17 protein-coding genes and 2 riboswitches are annotated in these 19,100 nt (G+C 71.3%); of the genes, 12 read left to right on the top strand and 5 right to left on the bottom strand.

All coding sequences use genetic code 11. From position 1 onward, the window contains the following. The first annotated feature begins 8 nt into the window (after positions 1–8). Positions 9–974 carry an NAD-dependent epimerase/dehydratase family protein gene (locus tag NLX83_RS01290; RefSeq protein WP_254233015.1) on the top strand — a complete coding sequence of 322 codons (966 nt, stop codon included), beginning with the start codon at positions 9–11 and terminating at the stop codon, positions 972–974. 103 nt (positions 975–1,077) lie between these two features. After that, on the top strand, positions 1,078–1,773 hold the full coding sequence (locus tag NLX83_RS01285) for an esterase/lipase family protein (RefSeq protein WP_254233014.1): 696 nt from the start codon (positions 1,078–1,080) through the stop codon (positions 1,771–1,773). Here NLX83_RS01285 and NLX83_RS01280 read toward each other — a convergent pair. From NLX83_RS01280 to NLX83_RS01265, 4 genes are all read right to left on the bottom strand, one after another. After that, positions 1,763–2,164, bottom strand: coding sequence for an NUDIX domain-containing protein (locus tag NLX83_RS01280; protein ID WP_254233013.1), 402 nt, complete (start codon positions 2,162–2,164; stop codon positions 1,763–1,765). The two genes, NLX83_RS01285 and NLX83_RS01280, sit on opposite strands and share 11 nt — an antisense overlap. Then, positions 2,161–2,700, bottom strand: coding sequence for a DoxX family protein (locus tag NLX83_RS01275; RefSeq protein WP_254233012.1), 540 nt, complete (start codon positions 2,698–2,700; stop codon positions 2,161–2,163). Before NLX83_RS01275 ends, NLX83_RS01280 begins: the two co-directional genes overlap by 4 nt. Before the next feature lies 1 nt (position 2,701). Next, positions 2,702–3,238 (bottom strand): GTP cyclohydrolase I, encoded by a 537-nt coding sequence (gene folE, locus NLX83_RS01270; protein ID WP_254233011.1) that lies wholly within the window; start codon positions 3,236–3,238, stop codon positions 2,702–2,704. Positions 3,239–3,520: 282 nt separating this feature from the next. Then, entirely contained in the window at positions 3,521–4,681 is a 1,161-nt protein-coding gene (locus NLX83_RS01265; protein WP_254233010.1) for an 8-amino-7-oxononanoate synthase, read from the bottom strand. 37 nt (positions 4,682–4,718) lie between these two features. Between NLX83_RS01265 and NLX83_RS01260 the strand changes: the two genes are divergently transcribed. Further along, positions 4,719–5,963: a cytochrome P450 gene (locus tag NLX83_RS01260; protein ID WP_254233009.1), complete on the top strand. Its 1,245-nt coding sequence runs from the start codon at positions 4,719–4,721 to the stop codon at positions 5,961–5,963. Here NLX83_RS01260 and NLX83_RS01255 read toward each other — a convergent pair. After that, the gene (locus NLX83_RS01255; RefSeq protein ID WP_254233008.1) at positions 5,945–6,295 is read right to left on the bottom strand and encodes a nuclear transport factor 2 family protein; all 351 of its coding nucleotides are present in this window, start codon (positions 6,293–6,295) and stop codon (positions 5,945–5,947) included. The two genes, NLX83_RS01260 and NLX83_RS01255, sit on opposite strands and share 19 nt — an antisense overlap. Positions 6,296–6,405: 110 nt before the next feature. Further along, positions 6,406–6,473: riboswitch (cobalamin riboswitch) on the top strand. A 73-nt stretch (positions 6,474–6,546) separates the two neighbouring features. On the opposite strand from NLX83_RS01255, the gene NLX83_RS01250 reads away from it, so the two are divergent. From NLX83_RS01250 to cobA, 9 genes are all read left to right on the top strand, one after another. Further along, a complete protein-coding gene (locus tag NLX83_RS01250) occupies positions 6,547–8,514 on the top strand; it encodes a putative cobaltochelatase (protein ID WP_256563185.1) in 1,968 nt (655 codons plus the stop codon). Between the two features lie 12 nt (positions 8,515–8,526). Further along, a complete protein-coding gene (gene cobO / locus NLX83_RS01245) occupies positions 8,527–9,141 on the top strand; it encodes a cob(I)yrinic acid a,c-diamide adenosyltransferase (protein ID WP_254233006.1) in 615 nt (204 codons plus the stop codon). 115 nt (positions 9,142–9,256) lie between these two features. After that, entirely contained in the window at positions 9,257–10,648 is a 1,392-nt protein-coding gene (locus tag NLX83_RS01240; protein WP_374118617.1) for a cobyrinate a,c-diamide synthase, read from the top strand. Positions 10,649–10,661: 13 nt separating this feature from the next. Next, complete coding sequence (locus NLX83_RS01235) at positions 10,662–11,279, top strand: GNAT family N-acetyltransferase (protein ID WP_254233005.1); 618 nt, start codon at positions 10,662–10,664, stop codon at positions 11,277–11,279. Between the two features lie 115 nt (positions 11,280–11,394). Beyond that, entirely contained in the window at positions 11,395–12,567 is a 1,173-nt protein-coding gene (locus NLX83_RS41600) for a cobalt-precorrin-4/precorrin-4 C(11)-methyltransferase (RefSeq protein WP_308209254.1), read from the top strand. A gap of 181 nt (positions 12,568–12,748) precedes the next feature. After that, positions 12,749–14,110 (top strand): precorrin-6y C5,15-methyltransferase (decarboxylating) subunit CbiE, encoded by a 1,362-nt coding sequence (gene cbiE, locus NLX83_RS01225; RefSeq protein WP_254233004.1) that lies wholly within the window; start codon positions 12,749–12,751, stop codon positions 14,108–14,110. Positions 14,111–14,274: 164 nt separating this feature from the next. Next, positions 14,275–15,954: a cobalamin biosynthesis protein gene (locus NLX83_RS01220; protein WP_254233003.1), complete on the top strand. Its 1,680-nt coding sequence runs from the start codon at positions 14,275–14,277 to the stop codon at positions 15,952–15,954. Positions 15,955–16,541: 587 nt separating this feature from the next. Continuing rightward, positions 16,542–16,657: riboswitch (cobalamin riboswitch) on the top strand. A 51-nt stretch (positions 16,658–16,708) separates the two neighbouring features. Next, positions 16,709–17,788, top strand: coding sequence for a HoxN/HupN/NixA family nickel/cobalt transporter (locus tag NLX83_RS01215; protein WP_254233002.1), 1,080 nt, complete (start codon positions 16,709–16,711; stop codon positions 17,786–17,788). A gap of 55 nt (positions 17,789–17,843) precedes the next feature. Continuing rightward, a complete protein-coding gene (cobA, locus tag NLX83_RS01210) occupies positions 17,844–19,049 on the top strand; it encodes a uroporphyrinogen-III C-methyltransferase (RefSeq protein WP_254233001.1) in 1,206 nt (401 codons plus the stop codon). Positions 19,050–19,100: the final 51 nt, after the last annotated feature.

Here is a 19,100-nt window from a genome sequence, read left to right as displayed (position 1 = left end):
TGGTCGCGGTGGACGTCTTCGTCACGGGTGGTTCCGGGTTCGTGGGGGCTGCCTTGATCCGGCGCCTCGTCGGAGACGGGCACGCGGTCCGCGCGCTGGCGCGCAGTGAACGCGCCGCGAGCGCCGTCGCCGACCTCGGTGCCAAGCCGGTGCGCGGTGACCTGAGTGACGTCGGCTCCCTTCGCGAAGCGGCTCGCGGCGCCGAGCTGGCGTTTCACGCCGCCGCCCGCACCCCCGGCTCCGGCAGCCGCGTGGAGTTCCTGCGCGACAACGCGGTGGGCACGCTCGGCATGCTGACCGCCTGCCGTGACGCGGGTGTGCGGCGCCTGGTCCACGTCGGCAGCGAGGCAGGTCTGCGCAACGGTCAGCCGCTGGTCAATGCGAACGAAACCTTTGCGCTGCAACCGAATTCGTCGGCCGCGTACGCGGCGAGCAAGGCGCGCGCCGAGGCTGAGGTGCTGGGCTTCGACGGGCTCGACACCGTGGTGCTCCGACCCTGCGTGATCTGGGGGCGCGGGGACACGACGCTGCTGCCGTCGCTCGTTTCCGCTGTGCGGGCGGGGAAGTTCGCGTGGATCGGCGGAGGCCGCCACTTCGTGGACGTCACCCACGTGGACAACGTGGTCGAAGGACTCGTTCTCGCGGCGGACAGGGGCAGGGCGGGCGAGGCGTACTTCGTCACCGACGGGCGGCCGGTCGTCTTCCGCGAGTTCGCCACGGAACTGCTCGCCACCCAAGGGATTTCCGAGCCGAAGCGGTCGATTCCCGCTGGGCTCGCCAGGATCGCGGCCGCGTCGGGGGAAGCGGTGTGGGAACTGCTCGGCCTGCGCGGCGCGCCGCCGGTCGACCGGATGTCGGTCTGGGTCAGCGGGGCGGAGGGCACGATCGACATCTCGAAGGCGCGGTCGGAGCTGGGCTACGCACCCGTGCGCTCCCTGGAGTCCGGGCTGGCCGAGCTGGCTGGACGTGAATGACCCACGGATACCGGCTAATTGTTGGTTGGAAACTCTTGATGATCGCTTCGGTCTGGGCCGAATGTCGCTAGCTTCGCAGCTCTGTCGGACTGAAGGGAAACACATGCGCAGGTTGATGTCGGTGCTCGTGGCCGTGCTGGTCGCCGCGTCGTTCACGGGCCCCACCGCCGTCGCGGCACCCGCCGTCGCCTCGGCACCCGCGACGGGCAAGACCCCCGTGGTCTTCGTGCACGGGTTCAGCGGGGGATCGTCGATCCTGTTCAAGGAGATGATCGACAAGTTCAAGGCCGCGGGCTGGGGCGACCGCGAGCTGGTCCGCTGGGACTACGACTGGAAGCAGTCCAACTTCACCACGGCCGACCAGCTCAAGGCGAAGGTCGCCCAGGTGCTCAGGGACACCGGCGCGGCCAAGGTCGACATCGTCGCCCACTCCATGGGCTCGCTGTCCACCCGGTACTACGTCAAGGCGCTGGGCGGCACGGCCAAGACCAAGCGCTGGTTGTCCATCGGCGGCGTGAACCAGGGCGCCGACGTGGCCAGGCTCTGCCCCGGGTTCCTCTTCGACTCGTGCGCCGACATGAAGCCCGGATCGCGGATGCTCAAGGCGCTCAACGACTCCAGCCCGGCGCCCGCGCCGACGAAGTACCAGACGCTGTCCTCCAGCTGCGACCTGATGGCGCCGGAGTCGAAGGTGAAGATCCCCGGTGTGCCCAACGTCGACGTCGGTTGCTACGAGCACATCTACATGCCCAAGGGCGACCGCGTGATCACCGAGGCGGTCAAGTACCTCAGGGGCTGATCGCCCTGGCGATGATGTCCTCGTGGTCGAAGGCCAGGCCGGGCAGTTCGGTCACCGGCCACCAGCGCGCCTCCGTCGCGTCCGAGGCACCGGTCACCTCGGCGGCCTCGGGCAGGATGAGCAGGTAGGCGGTGCTGGCGTAGTCGCCCCGGGGATCGCGGCCGGGCGCGGTGAAGTTGCCGACCCAGCGCAGCTCGCCCGCCCGGCAGCGCAGGCCGGTCTCCTCGGCCAGTTCGCGCACCGCGGCGTCCACAGTGGACTCTCCGGGGTCCACGTGTCCGCCCGGCAGGGCCCAACGGCCCGCGAAAGGCGGTTTCCCGCGCCGGATCAGCAGCACCTGCCACTGTCCGGCGCGGGAAGCCACGACCACCAGGTCGGCCGTGATGATCATGAACCGACCAGTGGTCCGGTGAACACCAGCACGGCCGCGGCACTGACCACGCCGAGCACCAGCGCCACGACAGCGGGACGCGCTCCACCCGCCGCCCACGGCTGGGCCCGGTCCAGCGAGTACCGCCCCGGGCCGATCGCCGCGACGCACACCGCGATCACCGCCACCACGATGGGGTACTCCGCGCCCCCGTCCTTCGACCAGAACCCGACGGAGGTCAGCGTGACGGCGACCGCGTTGGTCATCACGCCCACCAGCGCGGCCGAGGCCAGCGGGGTGAGCAGGCCCACGGCCAGCAGCAACCCGCCGACCAGCTCGGTCAGCCCGGCGAGCACGGCGAACGGGTAGGCCGGGGCGTAGCCCCTCGACGCGAAGAACGCGGCGGTCCCGTCGAGACCGCCTCCGCCGAACCAGTCGAACAGCTTCTGCTCGCCCTGCAGGGCGATGAAGCACCCGACCACGACCCGCAGGGCCAGCATCCCGACGTCACCCGACGCGTCGGCCTTCTTCGGGGTGAGGATGGTCAGCGCCTTCATGTCAGGACCGCATGCCGTACTCGTCCAGCAGCGACTGGTCGCCGAGGACGTAGGTGGTGTCCGTGCCGACCGTCTGGTCGCTCGGGCCGCGGCTGCACATGCACATGTGCCTGCCGGTGGAGTGCACCCGGACCGCGCGCGCCCCGCCCGAGGTCATGATCTCCCTGGCGATGTCGGCGACCAGGTCCTCCTGGATCTGGAACCGTTTCGCGTAGGCGTTGACCAGCCTCGGGAACTTGCCAAGGCCGATGATCTTCGTGCCCGGCACGTAGGCGATGTCGACCTTGCCGAAGAACGGCAGGAAGTGGTGCGCGCAGATGGAGAAGTAGTTGATCTCGTGCACCCGGACGACGCCCTGGTGGTCCCCCTCGACCGGGCGAGTGGTCTTCAGCAGCGTCGACGGGTCGATCGAGTAACCCTCCAGCAGCTCCCGGTAGGCCCGGACGATGCGGTCCTCGCACTCCGGCTCGGCGAACCACCGCACCGCGCGGTCGTCGTCGGTGACGTTGGACTTGATCCACTCAGCGATCGTGGTCATCACGCGTTCCTTCCCGAAGCGGCCAGGCCGAGGCCGACGATGCGGGCGATCATGGGAAGGCCGGATGGAGCAGTGATGGAGCTCCGATGGAACCGCGATGGATCTCTCGCCCGCCACGCCCCGTGCCGAGCCGCTCACCAGCCGTCACTCAAATTCCGGAACCACGCGAAGGAAACCCCGAACGACCCGTTCAGGGCACCGCGTAAGCCCTGAATGACTCGTTGAGGGCGCTCAAGTACCCCAATGACTCGTTCAGGGCGTTGAAGTACCTCAATGACTCATTCAGGGCACAACGGTGGGGGTGGTTTGGGTGATGACCTCGATGGCGGTGGTGATTTCGGCGGGAGTGAGGTCGGCGCGGGCGGTCAGGCGGAGGCGGGAGACGCGGTCGGGGACCGAAGGCGGGCGGAAGCAGCCGACGGCGACGCCGGAGGTGCGGCATTCCTGGGACCACGCCAGGGCTGAGGCGGGCGAAGGGGCGCGGACGGAGACCACGGCCGCTGAAGGAGCACTGGTGGACAGGCCCGCCGCCGAAAGGCGTTGCGCCAGTTCGCGGGCGACGGCGCGGGATCGGCCGGGCAGCGCGGGAGCGGCGCGGATGATCCGGAGCGCGGCGAGGGCGGCTCCGACGGTGCTCGGCGCCAAGCCGGTGTCGAAGATGAAGCTCCGCGCGGTGTCCACCAGGTGCGCGATCACTCGCGGCGACGCCAACACGGCTCCGCCTTGTGCGCCAAGGGATTTTGACAGCGTGGTGGTGACGATGACGTCGGGGGCGCCCGCGAGTCCGGCGGCCGCGACGGCTCCGGAACCGTCGCCGATCACGCCGAGCCCGTGCGCGTCGTCGACGACGAGTCCGGCGCCGTGGTCCCGGCAGGCGTCCGCGAGCGAAGCCAACGGAGCCAGGTCGCCGTCCACCGAGAAGACGGAGTCGGTCACCACGAGAGCACGCTTGCGCGTGCGGTTGGCCAGCGCGTCGCGGAACGCCGAGACATCGCGATGCGGCACCACAACGGTTTCCGCTCGCGACAACCGCGCGCCGTCGATCAAAGACGCGTGGTTGTACTCGTCGGTGATCAACACGGTTCCCGGGCCGGACAGGGCTGCGAGCACTCCGAGGTTCGCCGCGTAACCGGTGGAAAAGACCAAAGCGGCCGGGAAACCGCAGAACTCCGCCAGCTCCGCTTCGAGTTCGGCGTGCAGCTCCGTCGTACCGGTGACGAGGCGAGAGCCGGTCGCGCCCGCGCCCCAACGCAGCGCGGCGTCAGCGGCAGCTCGCGTGACCCGGGGATCGCGAGTCAGGCCGAGGTAGTCGTTGCTGGCGAGGTCGAGCACGGTCGCCGACTCGGGCCGGGGGCGCAGCGTTCGGCTCAACCCGGCCTTGGCCCGTGCGGCCGAACGGGTGTCCAGCCAGTCGAACGTGTGGGTTCCAGTGCTCAAGCTCACGCGGGCAGTGTCGCATCGTCCGGTTACGGTCGTGCCCGTGCGGGCGGCGGCGGATGTGGGAGTCGGGTTCGGCTTGTTCGACCCCGGCTTCGTCGCCAACCCCGAAGGACCGTTGGCGCGGCTGCGCGAGTACGCCCCGGTCCACCACGATCCGAACACCGGACTTTGGCTTGTCAGCAAGCATTCCGACATTCGCGCGGTGCTCGCGGACCCCGATACGTTCCGGCCCGACAACGCGCTGACCGCGGTGACACCGTTGCCCGTTTCGACGCTGAGGATGCTTGCCCGGGCAGGGTTCGCGCTGCCGCCGACCTTGGCCAACAACGGTACTGAGAGCCATTCCGGCTTGCGTCGCGTCGTCGCGTCGTTCCTCACGCAGCCGCGAGTCGACCACGCGATGGACCTGACCCGCCGCCTCGTCGCGGACGGTGCGGACCAGGCACGACTGCAACTCGCGGAGAGCGGCGAATGCGATCTCGTCGAGCTGATCGCCCGCGACCTGCCGTGCATCGTGTTGTTGCACCTGCTGGGGATCGAGGACATCGACCTGCCGGTGCTCAAGGCGTGGAGCCGTGCGTCGCTGGAGTTGTTCTGGGGCAACCCCGATCCGGCGCGGCAACGGCGGCTCGCCGAGGAGGCGGCCGAGTTCCACCAGTGGCTCGCCGCGCGGGTCAAGGCCGCCGAGCCGGACGATCCGGACCTCTTCGGAGCGCTGGTGGCACACCGAAAACCGGACGATCGTCCGCTGCGCGTCGTCGAGGCTGTCGGTGTCTGCTACTTCTTGTTGATCGCAGGACAAGAGACCACGACCCAGCTGCTGAGCACGTTGCTGCGCCGATGCATCGAGCGCCCGGAACTGTGGCAACGGCTCGCCGCAGGGGAAGAAGGACTCGCGGCGGACTGCGTCGAGGAGGTCCTGCGCCGCGAGCCACCGGTGATCACGTGGCGGCGGGTGACCGAGAACGCGACCAGCCTCGGCGGCGTGGAGCTACCCGCGGGTGCGCAGCTGTTGTTGATGCTGGCGGGCAGCGGCTCCGATCCGGAGGTGTTCGCCGAACCGGAGCGGCTGTGCCCGGGGCGCGAAGGGGCGCGGCGGCACCTGGCCTTCGGCTACGGCAGGCACTTCTGCCTCGGTGCCGCGTTGGCGCGCGCCGAAGCCTCGGTGGTGCTCGACGCGGTCGCCCGCGCACTGCCCGACCTCCGCCTGCTGGAGCCCGACCCGCCGATGCTGGGGCTGCTGTCGTTCCGCGCGCCCACGCGGCTTCAGGTGGCCCGCGCGTAGGTCCCGTGCCCGAAAACGATCTTGCCGTCCTTGAAACCCAGGATCTCGTTGACCAGGTGCCCGCGCTCGTTGCGGTAGTTGATCACGATCGTGTTCAGGCCGAGGTACACGCCCTCGACGGCGAAGTGCAGGTCGGGCAGGAACTTCAGGCCCTTCGCCCAGTACTCGCGCAGCGCCGCCTTGCCGACCACCCGGCCGTCACCACCGAGCAGCCGAGCCGCGACCGGCGAGTGGAACACCACGTCGTCGGCGTAGTGCTCCAAGATCAGGTCGAGGTCGTGCGTGTTCCACCGCTGTTCCCAGTCGCGGGCGAACTCTTCGGCAAAGTCCATGTCGATATCCATGGGGCATGCCTATCAGCGCGAATCCGTACCGTCGCGGTGTTTTCCCACTGTGTGTGATTAGCGGTGTGTGATGATTGCGGTGAACGCAAGGGGAGCGCGAGGAAACCGGTGTGAGTCCGGTGCGGTCCCGCCACTGTGACCGGAGCGATCCGGGAGCCAGGAACTCAACCCCCTTGCCGGGTGCGCGCCCGCGCGCCCGACCCCCTACCCGGGCGTGGACACCCGAGGAAGGAACTGCGCTGGTGACCGCTCGTTATCCGTTCTCCGCCGTCGTGGGGCACGAGGACCTGAGGCTGGGACTGCTGCTCAACGCGGTGCACCCGGGCATCGGCGGAGTCCTGGTCCGCGGTGAGAAGGGCACGGCCAAGTCGACCATCGTGCGCGGGCTCGCAGCGCTGTTGCCCGCGCTGGACGCGGTGCGCGACTGCCGCTTCGCCTGCGATCCGCATCGCCCCGACCCCGCGTGTCCGGACGGCCCGCATGAGCACGGCGCGACCACGACCAAGCCCTCCAGCCTGGTGGAACTGCCCGTGGGTGCCACCGAGGACCGCCTCGTCGGCTCGCTCGACCTGGAGCGCGCGCTGACCGAGGGCGTGCGCGCCTACCAACCCGGCTTGCTCGCGGCGGCCCACCGTGGCGTGCTGTACGTCGACGAGGTCAACCTTCTGCACGACCACCTGGTGGACCTGCTGCTCGACGCCGCGGCGATGGGGCGGGCGCACGTGGAGCGTGACGGCGTCTCGGTCTCGCACGCTTCGTCCTTCCTGTTGGTGGGCACGATGAACCCGGAGGAAGGCGAGCTGCGGCCGCAGCTGCTCGACCGCTTCGGGCTGACCGTTCAGGTCAACGCGTCGCGCGATGTGGAGATCCGGACCGAGGTCGTGCGCCGCCGCCTCGCCTACGAGGCTGACCCCGTGGGTTTCGCGCAGCGGTGGGAAAAGGCCGACGCGGAGCTGGCGGAGAGCATCGTCGCCGCCCGCGCCGCGCTGCCGGGAATCGCGTTGCCGGACTCCGAACTCCGCCGTATCGCAGCGGTGTGCGCGGCCTTCGAGGTGGACGGCATGCGTGCTGACCTCGTGGTGGCGCGAACCGCGATCGCGCACGCGGCGTGGCGCGGCGGGGACGCGGTGACTGAGGCCGATGTGGAGGTCGCGGTCCGGCTCGCGCTGCCGCACCGCCGTCGCCGCGATCCCTTCGACGAGCCGGGCCTGGACTCGGAGCAGCTGGAACAGGCCCTCCGCGACGCAGCAGAGCAGGTGGAGCAGGCAGAAGCCCCCGAACCGCCGGACGACGACGGGCCTGGCGGAGGTGGTGGCGCGCCGCAAAGCGAAGGGCCGCAACAAAAGCAGGAAAAGTCGGAGGAGGGGCGAGGCGGTGAGCAGCCACCCGCCAAGCCCGCGCAGCAGTTCCGCCCCCGTCTGCTCCAGGTCCCCGGCCTCGGCGAAGGCGCTCCGGGACGTCGTTCCCGATCGCGCTCGTCCTCCGGCCGCGTGGTCCGGGACTCCACTGTGGACGGTCATGGTGTGCACTTGACGGCAACCGTCAAGGCCGCCGCGCCGCACCAGCACGCGCGCGGGCGCAGTGGCGCAGGGCTCGAACTCCGCTCCGGGGATCTCCGCCGTGCGGTGCGGGAAGGCCGTGAAGGCAACCTGGTGCTGTTCGCGGTGGACGCATCGGGATCGATGGCGGCTCGGACGCGGATGTCGGCGGTGACCGGCGCGGTCCTCTCGCTGCTGCGTGATGCCTACCAGCGGCGGGACAAGGTTGGCCTGATCACGTTCCGGGGCCGCGAAGCCGAGGTCGCGCTGCCGCCGACGTCCTCTGTGGACGCTGCCGCGACCAGGCTGCGCAGGCTTCGCACCGGAGGTCGCACGCCTCTCGCGCACGGGTTGCTCGCCGTGCGCAAACTCCTTGCCGCAGAACGACTTCGCGATCCGCGTCGTCGGCCGCTGCTGGTGCTCGTCACCGATGGGCGGGCTACTGTGCCCGCGAGCCAAGGTGGTGACGCGTTGCACGACGCGATGCGTGCGGCGGCGTTGCTTGAAGCCGACGGTGTGGCGAGCGTCGTCGTGGACTGCGAGAACGGCGTTGTCCGGCTGGGGTTGCCCGACCGGCTCGCGATCGCGCTGGGCGGAACCTGCCTCCAGCTCGCCGAACTGTCCGCCGAGCAGGTTGCCGGAGTCGTCCGCGCCGCACGCGCTGCCTAGGAGGGATTCGTTATGCCACAAGGACAACCCGCGGTGGTCCCCGCCGATGGCAAGACCACGCGGCAGCGCAGGAACCGGCCTCTCGTCGTCGTGCACACCGGCGTGATGAAGGGCAAGTCCACGGCCGCGTTCGGGCTCGCGCTGCGCGGGTGGAACCAGGGCTGGGACATCGGCGTTTTCCAGTTCGTCAAGTCAGCCAAGTGGAAGGTCGGCGAGGAAGCCGCCTTCCGCGCGCTCGGCAAGGTGCACGAGGACACCGGCCAGGGCGGCCCCGTCGAGTGGCACAAGATGGGCGAGGGCTGGTCCTGGGCGCGGAAGCAGGGCACGGAGGAGGACCACGCCGAGGCGGCGCGCGACGGCTGGCGGGAGATCGCCCGCCGCATCGCCGAGCAGCGGCACGACCTGTACGTGCTCGACGAGTTCACCTATCCGCTGCACTGGGGTTGGATCGACGTGGACGAGGTCGTCGCGGCGCTGGCGGATCGCCCAGGCCACCAGCACGTCGTGATCACCGGCCGCAACGCCCCGGCGGCTCTGATCGACGCCGCCGACCTGGTGGTGGAGATGACGAAGGTGAAGCACCCCATGGACGCGGGCCAGAAGGGCCAGAAGGGCATCGAGTGGTGACACGTGGTCGGGCAGTCTTCAAGTACAACGAACCCCGCCCCCAGAAGTCGCTATCCGCCCCCAACCCCGGGGAGCGCGCTGAAGGCTTCCGGGGTGTGCTGCGGTTGAAGACATCGTGAGCGGGGGTGCGGCGTACTTGAAGACCGGGGAACCGCGGCGGCTGGTGGCGCGCGTGGTGCTCGCGGCGCCGGGTTCGGGCTGCGGGAAGACGACGGCGGCCACCGGGCTGATCGCGGCGCTGCGCCGGGCCGGGCACAGGGTCGCGCCGTTCAAGGTGGGGCCGGACTACATCGACCCCGGCTACCACTCGATCGCGGCGGGACGGCCCGGCCGCAACCTGGACCCGGTCCTGGTCGGCGAGGACCTGATCGCCCCGCTGTTCGCGCACGGCTCCGCGGACGCCGACATCGCCGTGATCGAAGGCGTCATGGGCCTGTTCGACGGCAAGTCCGGCACGCCGAGCTTCGGGTCGACGGCGCACGTGGCGAAGCTGCTCGACGCGCCGGTGGTGCTCGTCGTCGACGCGCGGGGCCAGGGACGCAGCCTCGCCGCGCTGCTGCACGGGTTCCGCGGGTTCGACGCCGAGGTCCGGCTCGCCGGGGTGCTGCTCAACAACGTGGGTTCCCCGCACCACGAACAGGTTCTCCGCGATGCGTGCGACGAGGTCGGCCTCGACGTGGTGGGCTGCCTTCCCCGCCGCCAGCAGCTCGATGTGCCCTCGCGGCACCTCGGCCTGGTCACCGCCGCCGAGCACGGAGCCGCGGCGCTGGACGCCGTCGCCGCGATGGGTGACCTCGTCGCCGAGTCGGTGGACCTGGACGCCGTGGTCCGTGTCGCGCGATCGGCTCCACGAAGGGAAACCACGCCGTGGCAGTCCACTGTGGACGATCCGGTGCCCGGTCGCCCGGTCGTGGCGGTCGCCGGTGGGCGGGCGTTCACCTTCGGCTACGCGGAGCACCTGGAGCTGCTGCGGGCGGCGGGAGCTGAGGTCGTGTCCTTCGACCCGCTGCGCGACGAGCACCTGCCGGACGGCACCGCGGGGCTGCTCCTCCCCGGTGGCTTCCCGGAGCAGCACGCCGCCGAGCTGAGCGCGAACTCCTTGCTGCGTAAGGAAGTCGCGGACCTGGCCGCGACGGGGAAGCCGGTGCACGCGGAGTGCGGCGGACTGCTCTACCTCGCGCGCGGCCTCGATGGGCTGCCGATGTGCGGAGTGCTAGACGCCGAAGCGGAGATGACCTCGCGGCTCACGCTCGGCTATCGGGATGCCGTCGCCGCGACGGACTCGCCGGTGGGCGGGACGGGTGAACGCCGGACAGGGCACGAGTTCCACCGAACCCGCATCACTCCCGGAGTGGGTGGACAGCCCGCGTGGTTCTGGCGTGATCGTGAGGGTCGTCCGGTTCGCGAGGGTTTCGTGCTCAACGGTGTGCACGCCTCCTACCTGCACACGCACCCCGCCGCGGCCCCGGAGTCCGTGCGGCGCTTCGTGGAGCGCTGTTCCATGTGACACGGTGTCGGGCGTGGAGCACTTGGACCCGCCTACCGAGATGCGCATCGACGCCGACGACCCGTTCGAGTTGGCGCACGTCGTCTGCGTGCTGCCGCTGGTCGTCCTGCGCACCCGGCGCACGGTGCTCCGGCCGTTCCGGGTCACCGACGCCTCCGACGTGGCCGAGGGCGTCGACGACGAGGTGCTGCGGTGGATTCCGCTGCCCGAGCCCTACGACGAGTCCGCCGCGCTGACCTGGTGCGCCGAGCAGTCCCACCACGTCCGGCTCTCCGGTGAGGGCCAGAGCTGGGCGATCTGCGATCCGGAGACCGACCGCTTCCTCGCCACCATCGGCCTGACCAGGACCCGGTGGGAGCACCGCGTGACCGAGGTCGGCTACTGGGCGGCGCCGCACGCGCGCGGCCGCGGCTTCGTCGCGGAGGCCACCAGGATGGTGGCGGAGTGGGCGCTGCGCGAGGTCGACTTCGCCCGTGTGGAGCTGCGCGCCGCGGTCGGGAACACCGCCTCGCAGCGGGTCGCGGAGAAGGCCGGGTTCACCCGCGAGGGCGTACTTCGCAACGCCGATCGGCACCGCGGACGCCAATATGACCTTGTTTCATGGTCCCTCGTTCCGGCGGATCTTGACTGATAGTGGCCGGTTCTGCGCCCAAAGTGACCGGGCTCGTGAGCCGATCATCGGTGGCGGTACCGTCATCGCGACCACCACCAGCACCGTGTCGCAGGAGCGGCCGAGGGGAGCAACCGTGAACGGGCGGGTTTCGTTCATCGGCGCCGGACCTGGCGCAGCAGACCTGTTGACCCTGCGGGCGGCCCGGCGGATCGCCGAGGCCGACGTGGTGCTGTGGGCGCCGAGCGTCCTGGACGCCGACTGCGTTCGCGAGCACGCCGCCGCGGCCGCCGAACTGGTCGACTTCACCCGGGTGAGCCAGGACGAGGTCCTGGAGGTCTACCGGCGCGCGATCGTCAAGCGGCTCAAGGTGGTCCGGCTGCACGCCGGGGACACCTCGCTCTGGGGCGCCGTGCAGGAGCAGCACGACCTCTGCCGCAAGATGGGCCTGGACGTGGAGATCGTTCCCGGCGTGTCCACGTTCTCCGCCGCCGCCGCGATCGTCGGCAAGGAGCTCACGGCCACCGAGAACGCCCAGTCGATGATCATGACGAGGGTCGAGGGCAGCAACGCCGACCTGCCCGACGCCGAGCGCATCCGCGCGTTCGCCCGGCACGGCACCACGATGGCCATCTCGCTGCCCGCCGCCCGCGCCGGTCAGCTGGTCGAGGAGCTCGTCGAGGGCGGCTACGCCGCGGACACCCCGGTGGTGATCGCGTACAAGACCACCTGGCCGGACGAGCTGACCGTGCAGACGACCATCGGCGAGCTGGAGCGCGTGGTCAAGCAGCACAAGCTCTGGCGGCACACGCTCTTCCTGGTGGGCAAGGCCCTCCGCAACGGCGGCACCCGCTCCTACGCCCCGGCCTCCTCGGGCTACCGCCGCCCGGGTCGCCCGCTGCGCTCGGTCACGCCCGCGGCCGACCTGCTGGCGCAGGAGCCCGCCGGGGAGGCCGAGACCGCGGCCCGTCCCGCGCAGCCCGGCTCCGACGTGGCGTGGTGGGCCGTCCGCGACTGGCAGGAGACCACCCGCGCGACCAGCCGCACCGCGCGCCGCTACCGCACCGCCCGGCTCACCGGTACCTCCGGCCGGGTCGCCGCGGCGAGCAAATCCACGAAGCACCCCGACCAGGTGACGCTGCCCGTCGACCTGCCGGAGCCCGCGGCCCCGGTCGAAGAGGCCAAGCCGAAGCGCAAGCCCGCCAAGCCCGCCGAGAAGCCCGCGGCCGACAAGGCGGAGAAGGCCAAGGCGCCCAAGAGCAAGAGCACCGGCGCCCGCAAGCCGAAGCGCGCGACGAAGAGCAGTTGATCTCTCCGTCCACAAAGGACGCTCGGGCAACGTTTGCATTGCCGTCGAACGGGTGAATCTCCGGCGCGGCACCCATATGCGAGCCCGGGAATGGGCTAACTGATGGGTGTCCGTGGGCATGGGCGCTCAGCCCACCTGGTTCCAGCGCACCGGTCGTGCCCCGGGGATGTGGAGACGAGCTGTGCGTACAGACGTGGGCCGCTCCGGCGGGATGTTCCGCCGAGGCCGTCAGACAACGGAGGCCGGACCGGTCGGCCATGAGCTGCTCCAGCAGCGGTCGCCGAACAGCGAGCGCCTGCGCTCCGGTCCACCCGCCACCGTCGCGGTGAGCGTGCTCGGTATCGACGCCGACGGCCTGCCGCGCGGCGCGACCGAGCTGCTGGCCGGGGCGAAGGTGGTGCTCGGCAGCTGGGCCCACCTCGAAGCCCACGCACCGGAGGGCGCGCGCCGGATCGAGCTCGCCCAGCCCGGAACCGCTCAGTTCGACCAGGCGATCGGCGACCTCGGCGAACTGTCCGAGGAGGACGGTCCCGCGGTGATCATCACCTCCGGCGACCCCGGTTTCTTCGGGATCATGCGGGCGCTGCGCGAACGCGGAGTGCGGACCGGGAAGGTGCTGCCCGGCGTCTCCAGCGTGCAGCGGCTGCTGGCCAAGCTCGGCCGCTCCTGGGACGACGTGCTCGTCGTCAGCGCACGCGGCCGGGACCTGCGGCGCGCGCTCAACGTGTGCCGCGCGCGCCCCGCCGTCGCCGTGCTGACCGACGCCGTCGCCGGTCCCGCGGAGATCGGCGCGGGCCTGACCGGCTGGCGCCGCACGCTGATCGTGGCCGAGGACCTCGACACCCCGGACGAGCGGATCTCCGTGGTGGACCCGCCGAAGGCCGCCAAGCGCCGGTGGCGCGACCCGAACGTGGTGCTCTGCCTCGCCGACCCGGAGGCGGTCCCGCCGCGCGACTGGTGCGCGGGCGGCGACCCGACCCCGCCCGCGGGCGGCTGGGGGCTGCCGGAGGAGTCCTTCGCCCACCGCGACGGCACCGTGAGCAAGGCCGAGGTGCGCGCGCTCGCCCTCGCCAAGCTCGCCCCGCGCCCCGGCTCACTGGTCTGGGACGTGGGCTCGGGGGCGGGCGCGCTGGCGATTGAGTGCGCGCGGCTGGGTGCGGCGGTCATCGCGGTGGAGCCGAATCCCGTGCAGTGCATGCGGATCATCGCCAACGCCGCGACGCACGGCGTCGACATGCGGATCGTGGAGAACGAGGCGCCCGCGGCCCTCGTCGGCCTGCCCCGCCCGGACTCGATCTTCGTCGGTGGTGGTGGCCCGGAGGTCGTCGCCGCGTGCGCGGCGGTCGGGGCCGAGCGCGTCGTCGTAGCGCTGACCGCTCTGGATCGCCTCGGTGCGTCCCGGGACGCGTTGCGGCACTCCGGCTACGTCGTCGACGGCTGCCAGCTCTCCGCCAACCGGCTCGCGACGATGTCCGACGGCGCCAGCCGTTTCGTCGGCACCACACCGACCCTCATCCTCTGGGGCCGCCGCAAGACCTCCTGACGCCCGCTCCCCGTCTCCGTCCCCTCAACCCCCTCAGCGCAGACTGACGCCCCCAATGACTCATTCAGGGCGTTGAGTGCCCTGAACGGGTCGTTGGGGGCGTTAGATTCCCCGAACGACCCGTTCAGGGAATGCGGGTGTGGGGGCGGGGATAGGGTTCCCGGGTGATCGGGTTGTTTGCGGTGACGGCGAAGGGACGCCGCTCCGCGGGGGAGCTGGCGGCACATCTGGGCGCGGACGCCGCGGTGGTCGAAGGGGCGGTGAAGCCCGCGCTGCGGCGGATGTGGCCGCGCCTGGGTGCCGCCGTGTTCTTCCTGTCCACCGGGGCGACGGTCCGGCTGATCGCGCCGCTGCTCACCGACCGGCACGGCGATCCCGCCGTGGTCTGCGTGGACGAGGACAGCGGCTACGCGGTCGCCCTGACCGGCGGTCCCGCCGCGAACGCCCTCGCCGAGCGGGTCGGGGAGTTCCTGGGCTGCCAGCCCGTCGTCACCACCGCGGCGGAGTCGGTCGGTGCCACGGTGCTCGACGAGCTGGTCGAGCTGCTGGACGCCACCGTGGACGGGGAGTTCGCCGACTGCGCCGCGGCGATGCTCGCGGGGGAGCCGGTCCGCGTGGTCAACCCGCTGCGCTTTCCCTTGCCCGCCATGCCTTCCAACGTCACGGTGCACGAGCAGCCGCCGCCCGCTGGTCCACAGTGGACGGTCGTGGTGGACGACCGGTTGCTGGCGGTGGAGGGCAGGGTGCTCCGGCTCGTGCCCAGGACGCTGGTGATCGGGGTCGGCTCGTCCAGCGGGGTGCGGGCGGGCGCGGTGACCGGGCTGCTGGCCGAGCTGGCCGAGCGCGCCGAGCTGGACCTGCGCGCGGTGCGGGCGTTCGCCACCGTCGACGCCAAGTCCGCGGAGCAGGGCATCATCGACGCCGTCGACGACCACGGCTTCTGGCAGGACAGCGCGCCGGAGCTGCTGCACTACCCGGCGGACACCCTCGCCGAGGTCGACGTGCCGACGCCGAGCGAGGACGTGCTCGCCGAGGTGGGCACGCCCAGCGTCGCGGAGGCGGCCGCGCTGCACGCCGCCGGGGAGCTCGCCGGGGGTTCGCCGGTCGAGCTGGTCGCGGCGAAGCTCAAGGGGGACAAGGCGACCGTGGCGGCGGCCAGGGTGCGGCCACGCGGTCGGCTGGTCATCGTCGACGCCGGGCCGGGCGCCGAGGACCTGCGCGCGCCCCGGGCCGAGGCGGAGCTGCGCCGCGCCGCCGTCGTGGTGGGGCTCGAAGCCGATCTGGACCGCGTCCGGCACCTGCTGCGCCAGGGCACGGAGGTCCGGGTCAGCGCGCCGGGCGACGAGCGCCAGCGCGCCGCGGAGGCGGTGCGGCTGGCCGTGTCCGGGCGGTCCGTGGCGCTGGTCGGCTCGGGCGCGCTCATCGGGCCCGCGCTGGAGCAGGCCGACGAGCGGATCGAGATCGCCGGGGTGCCCGGGGTGAGCGCGGTGTCGGCCGCCGCGGCCGAGCTGGGCGCTCCGCTCGGCTCCGACCACGCGGTGATCAGCCTCGCCGACGCGGGCGCCACGTGGCCGGTGATCGAGCAGCGGGTGCGCGCGGTCGCCGAGGCCGACGTCGTGGTCTGCCTGCGGGACAACGCGGACTGGCGGCTCGGCGCCGCGCTGGACCTGCTCCGGCTGCACCGGCCGCCGAGGACCCCTGTCGGCGTCGCCGGGCCCGGGATCAGCGCCGACGTGGCGACGATCACCGGCTTCGATCCGACCGGTGTCCGGCCCGCCGCGACCGTTGTCGTGGGCAGTTCGCGGACCCGCGCGGTGGGCGGTCGCATGGTGACTCCGCCCTGATCAATGCATTGATGCGCAACCGGTAGCACGTTGTGATGAAAAGGTGCCACAACCCCTTGCCGCACAAGGGCATTCGGGTGTGCCATGGATATGCCCGTCTTGACGAGGTAACACGTCCCAGGTGGGAGGTGGAAATTGCGACCACTGGCCAGGATGAAATCCGCGGCCGCGGCAATGTTGACCACGGGAGATCCTCCGTCACCACTGGGTTGAGCGTGACGGCCCGGTCAACCGCACCACCCGGCCCCGGTCTTCCGGCTGAGCCGACCAGAACCACGCAGTAGTGCTGAACGTGTGTGAGCGGTATGCGGATCCTTGAGATCGCGTCCGCGAAAGAGACGACGAAGTGTACGGTCGAGGCGGGGATCGTGGGCTCGTCGATTTCTGGAAGAGTTTCACGTTCGCCGACCCGCTTTGCCTGCCCCTCCCGCCGCCCGGGGCAGGCAAAGCTCATTTCCGCTCCTATTCCGTTTCCTTTCTCCGGTCCGCCGCGCCCCTGTCCCGCGCCGCCGCCGAAGATCACGTGGCCGACACGGGCCGGGCTCAACCTCCTCCGGCCGGATTGACGCGGCGTCGCCGCCGCCCCCACGATGCGTGACGCCACCAGTGCGAGGAACCCGGTGCGAGTCCGGGGCGGTCCCGCCACTGTGATCGGGTCACGATGATCCGGAAGTCAGGAACTCCCTGGTGGTCGCGGGCCACGCCGTGGTCCGCGCGAACTCCCCTCGGGCGAGGCACCCAGGAGGTTCCTTTCATGACGTCCCTTGACGCCCAGGCTCCCAGCGGCGCGTGGACCGCGTCGGAGCGGCGCAGGCTCTCCGGCATCATCGGCGCGATCGTGCTGCTGCACGTCGCGGGCATCGGGCTCTACCTGGCCTACGCCGACCAGTTCCCCGGCTCCGGCATCCTCGCGTCGGCGGGCGCGATCGCGTACGTGCTCGGCGTCCGGCACGCCTTCGACGCCGACCACATCGCCGCCATCGACGACACCACCCGGCTGATGTTGTTGCGCGGCAAGCGACCCATGGGGGTCGGCTTCTTCTTCGCGATGGGCCACTCCTCGGTGGTGCTCGTGCTCGCGGTGATCGTCGCGCTCGCCGCGGGCACCATCGCCGAGTCCGAAGTGGAGGGTGCTCAGGAGGTCACCGGCACCATCGCGATGATCGTGGCGATCTCGTTCCTGCTGCTCGTCGCCGTGCTCAACGCGGGCGTGCTGCGCTCGCTCGCCGGGCTGTGGCGGAAGCTGCGGCGCGGCGAGATGGCCGAGGACGAGGTCGAGCGGGTGCTGATGAACCGCGGTGTGTTCAACCGGATCTTCGGGGGCAGGCTGCGCGTGCTGATCCGCTCCTCCTGGCACATGTACCCGGTGGGTTTCCTGATGGGCCTTGGCCTGGACACCGCTTCGGAGATCACGTTGCTCGGCCTCACCGCGACCCACGCGGCGGGCGGGCAGCTCCCGCTGGTGGCGGTGCTCAGCCTGCCGTTGATCTTCGCGGCCGGGATGAGCACCTTCGACACGCTCGACTCGCTGCTGATGACCCGGGCCTACTCGTGGTCCTACCGCAACCCGGTGCGGACCCTGTTCTACAACACCGTCACCACCGCGATCACCGTGGCGATCGCGGCCTTCGTGGTGGTGGTCTACGTGTCGCAGCTGCTCGCCGAGAAGGCCGGGCTGACCTGGCTGACCGGGATCGGCGAGATCTCCGAGCAGTTCGAGGTCATGGGCTACGGCATCGCCGCGACCTTCCTGCTGGCGTGGGGCGGCGCGGTGCTGTGGTGGAAGGCCCGCGGCTACGAGGACCGGCACCCCGCGATCCGGGTGGGCGAGTGATGTCACAGCGCTCTCCGGATGTGTTCGGCCGCGCGGATCGGCATGCTTAGCGGTCATGCGGGCTGAGCAGCACTACCTCGCCGGGTTGGATCTCGCCGGGCGGCGCGTCGTGGTGGTCGGTGCGGGCACGGTCGCCCAGCGCCGACTGCCGCGGTTGGTCGCCTCCGGGGCGGTCATCGAGGTCATCTCGCCGGAGGCGACCCCGGCCGTCGAGGCGATGGCGACCGCGGGGGAGTTCACCTGGACCCGCCGCGCCTACGCGGACGGGGACCTCGACGGCGCCTGGTACGCGCTGGCGTGCACCGACGACACGGACGTGAACGCGGCGATCACCGTTGAGGCGGAACAGAAGCGCGTGTTCTGCGTGCGTGCCGACGTCGCCCGCCTCGGCACCGCGGTGACCCCCGCGGTGGGCGAGCACGACGGGCTGCTGCTGGGCGTGCTGGCGGGCGGTGAGCACCGGCGTTCCGCGGCCGTGCGCAACGGCGTGCTGGACGCGCTGCGCTCCGGTGTGGTCGGCGACGCCGCTTCACCTCCTCTGCCCGGTGTGGCGTTGATCGGTGGCGGTCCGGGTGACCCGGAGCTGATCACCGTGCGCGGCAGGCGTTTGCTGGCGCGGGCGGATGTGGTGGTCGCTGACCGGCTGGCCCCGCGCGAGCTGCTGGAGGAGCTGCCGCCGCACGTGCTCGTCGTCGACGCGGCGAAGATCCCGTACGGCCGCGCCGCGAGCCAGGACGTGATCAACTCGACGCTGATCGAGCACGCCAAGGCCGGGAAGTTCGTGGTGCGCCTCAAAGGCGGCGATTCCTACGTCTTCGGCAGGGGCTTCGAGGAGCTGCTGGCCTGCGCGGAGGCGGGCGTCCCGGTGACCGTCGTCCCCGGCGTGACGAGCGCCTTCGGCGTGCCCGCGGTCGGCGGCGTTCCGGTCACCCACCGCGGCGTCGCGCACGAAGTCGTCGTGGTGTCAGGACATGTGAGCCCGACCGACGAACGGTCCCTTGTGGACTGGCCCGCTCTGGCGAAGCTGCGCGGCACCCTCGTGCTGATGATGGCCGTGGAGCGCGCGGACGCCTTCGCCGCCACGCTGATCGAGCACGGCCGCCCCGCCACCACTCCGGTGGCGGTGATCCAGGAGGGCACCACGCGGGCGCAGCGGGTGGTTCGCACGACCCTCGACAAGCTCGGCACCACGATCACCACCGAGGCGATCCGTCCTCCGGCGATCATCGTCATCGGCGACGTCACCGCCCTGACCCCGTAGCCGTTTTCCCGTTTCGTACTCATAGCGGGATGAGGAGCGCTCTCATGCCCG

The sequence above is a fragment of the Allokutzneria sp. A3M-2-11 16 genome (genome assembly GCF_024213555.1).
Classification (GTDB): domain Bacteria; phylum Actinomycetota; class Actinomycetes; order Mycobacteriales; family Pseudonocardiaceae; genus Allokutzneria.
Note: the sequence above shows the minus strand (reverse complement) of the source record. Positions and strands in the feature narration are given on the sequence as shown.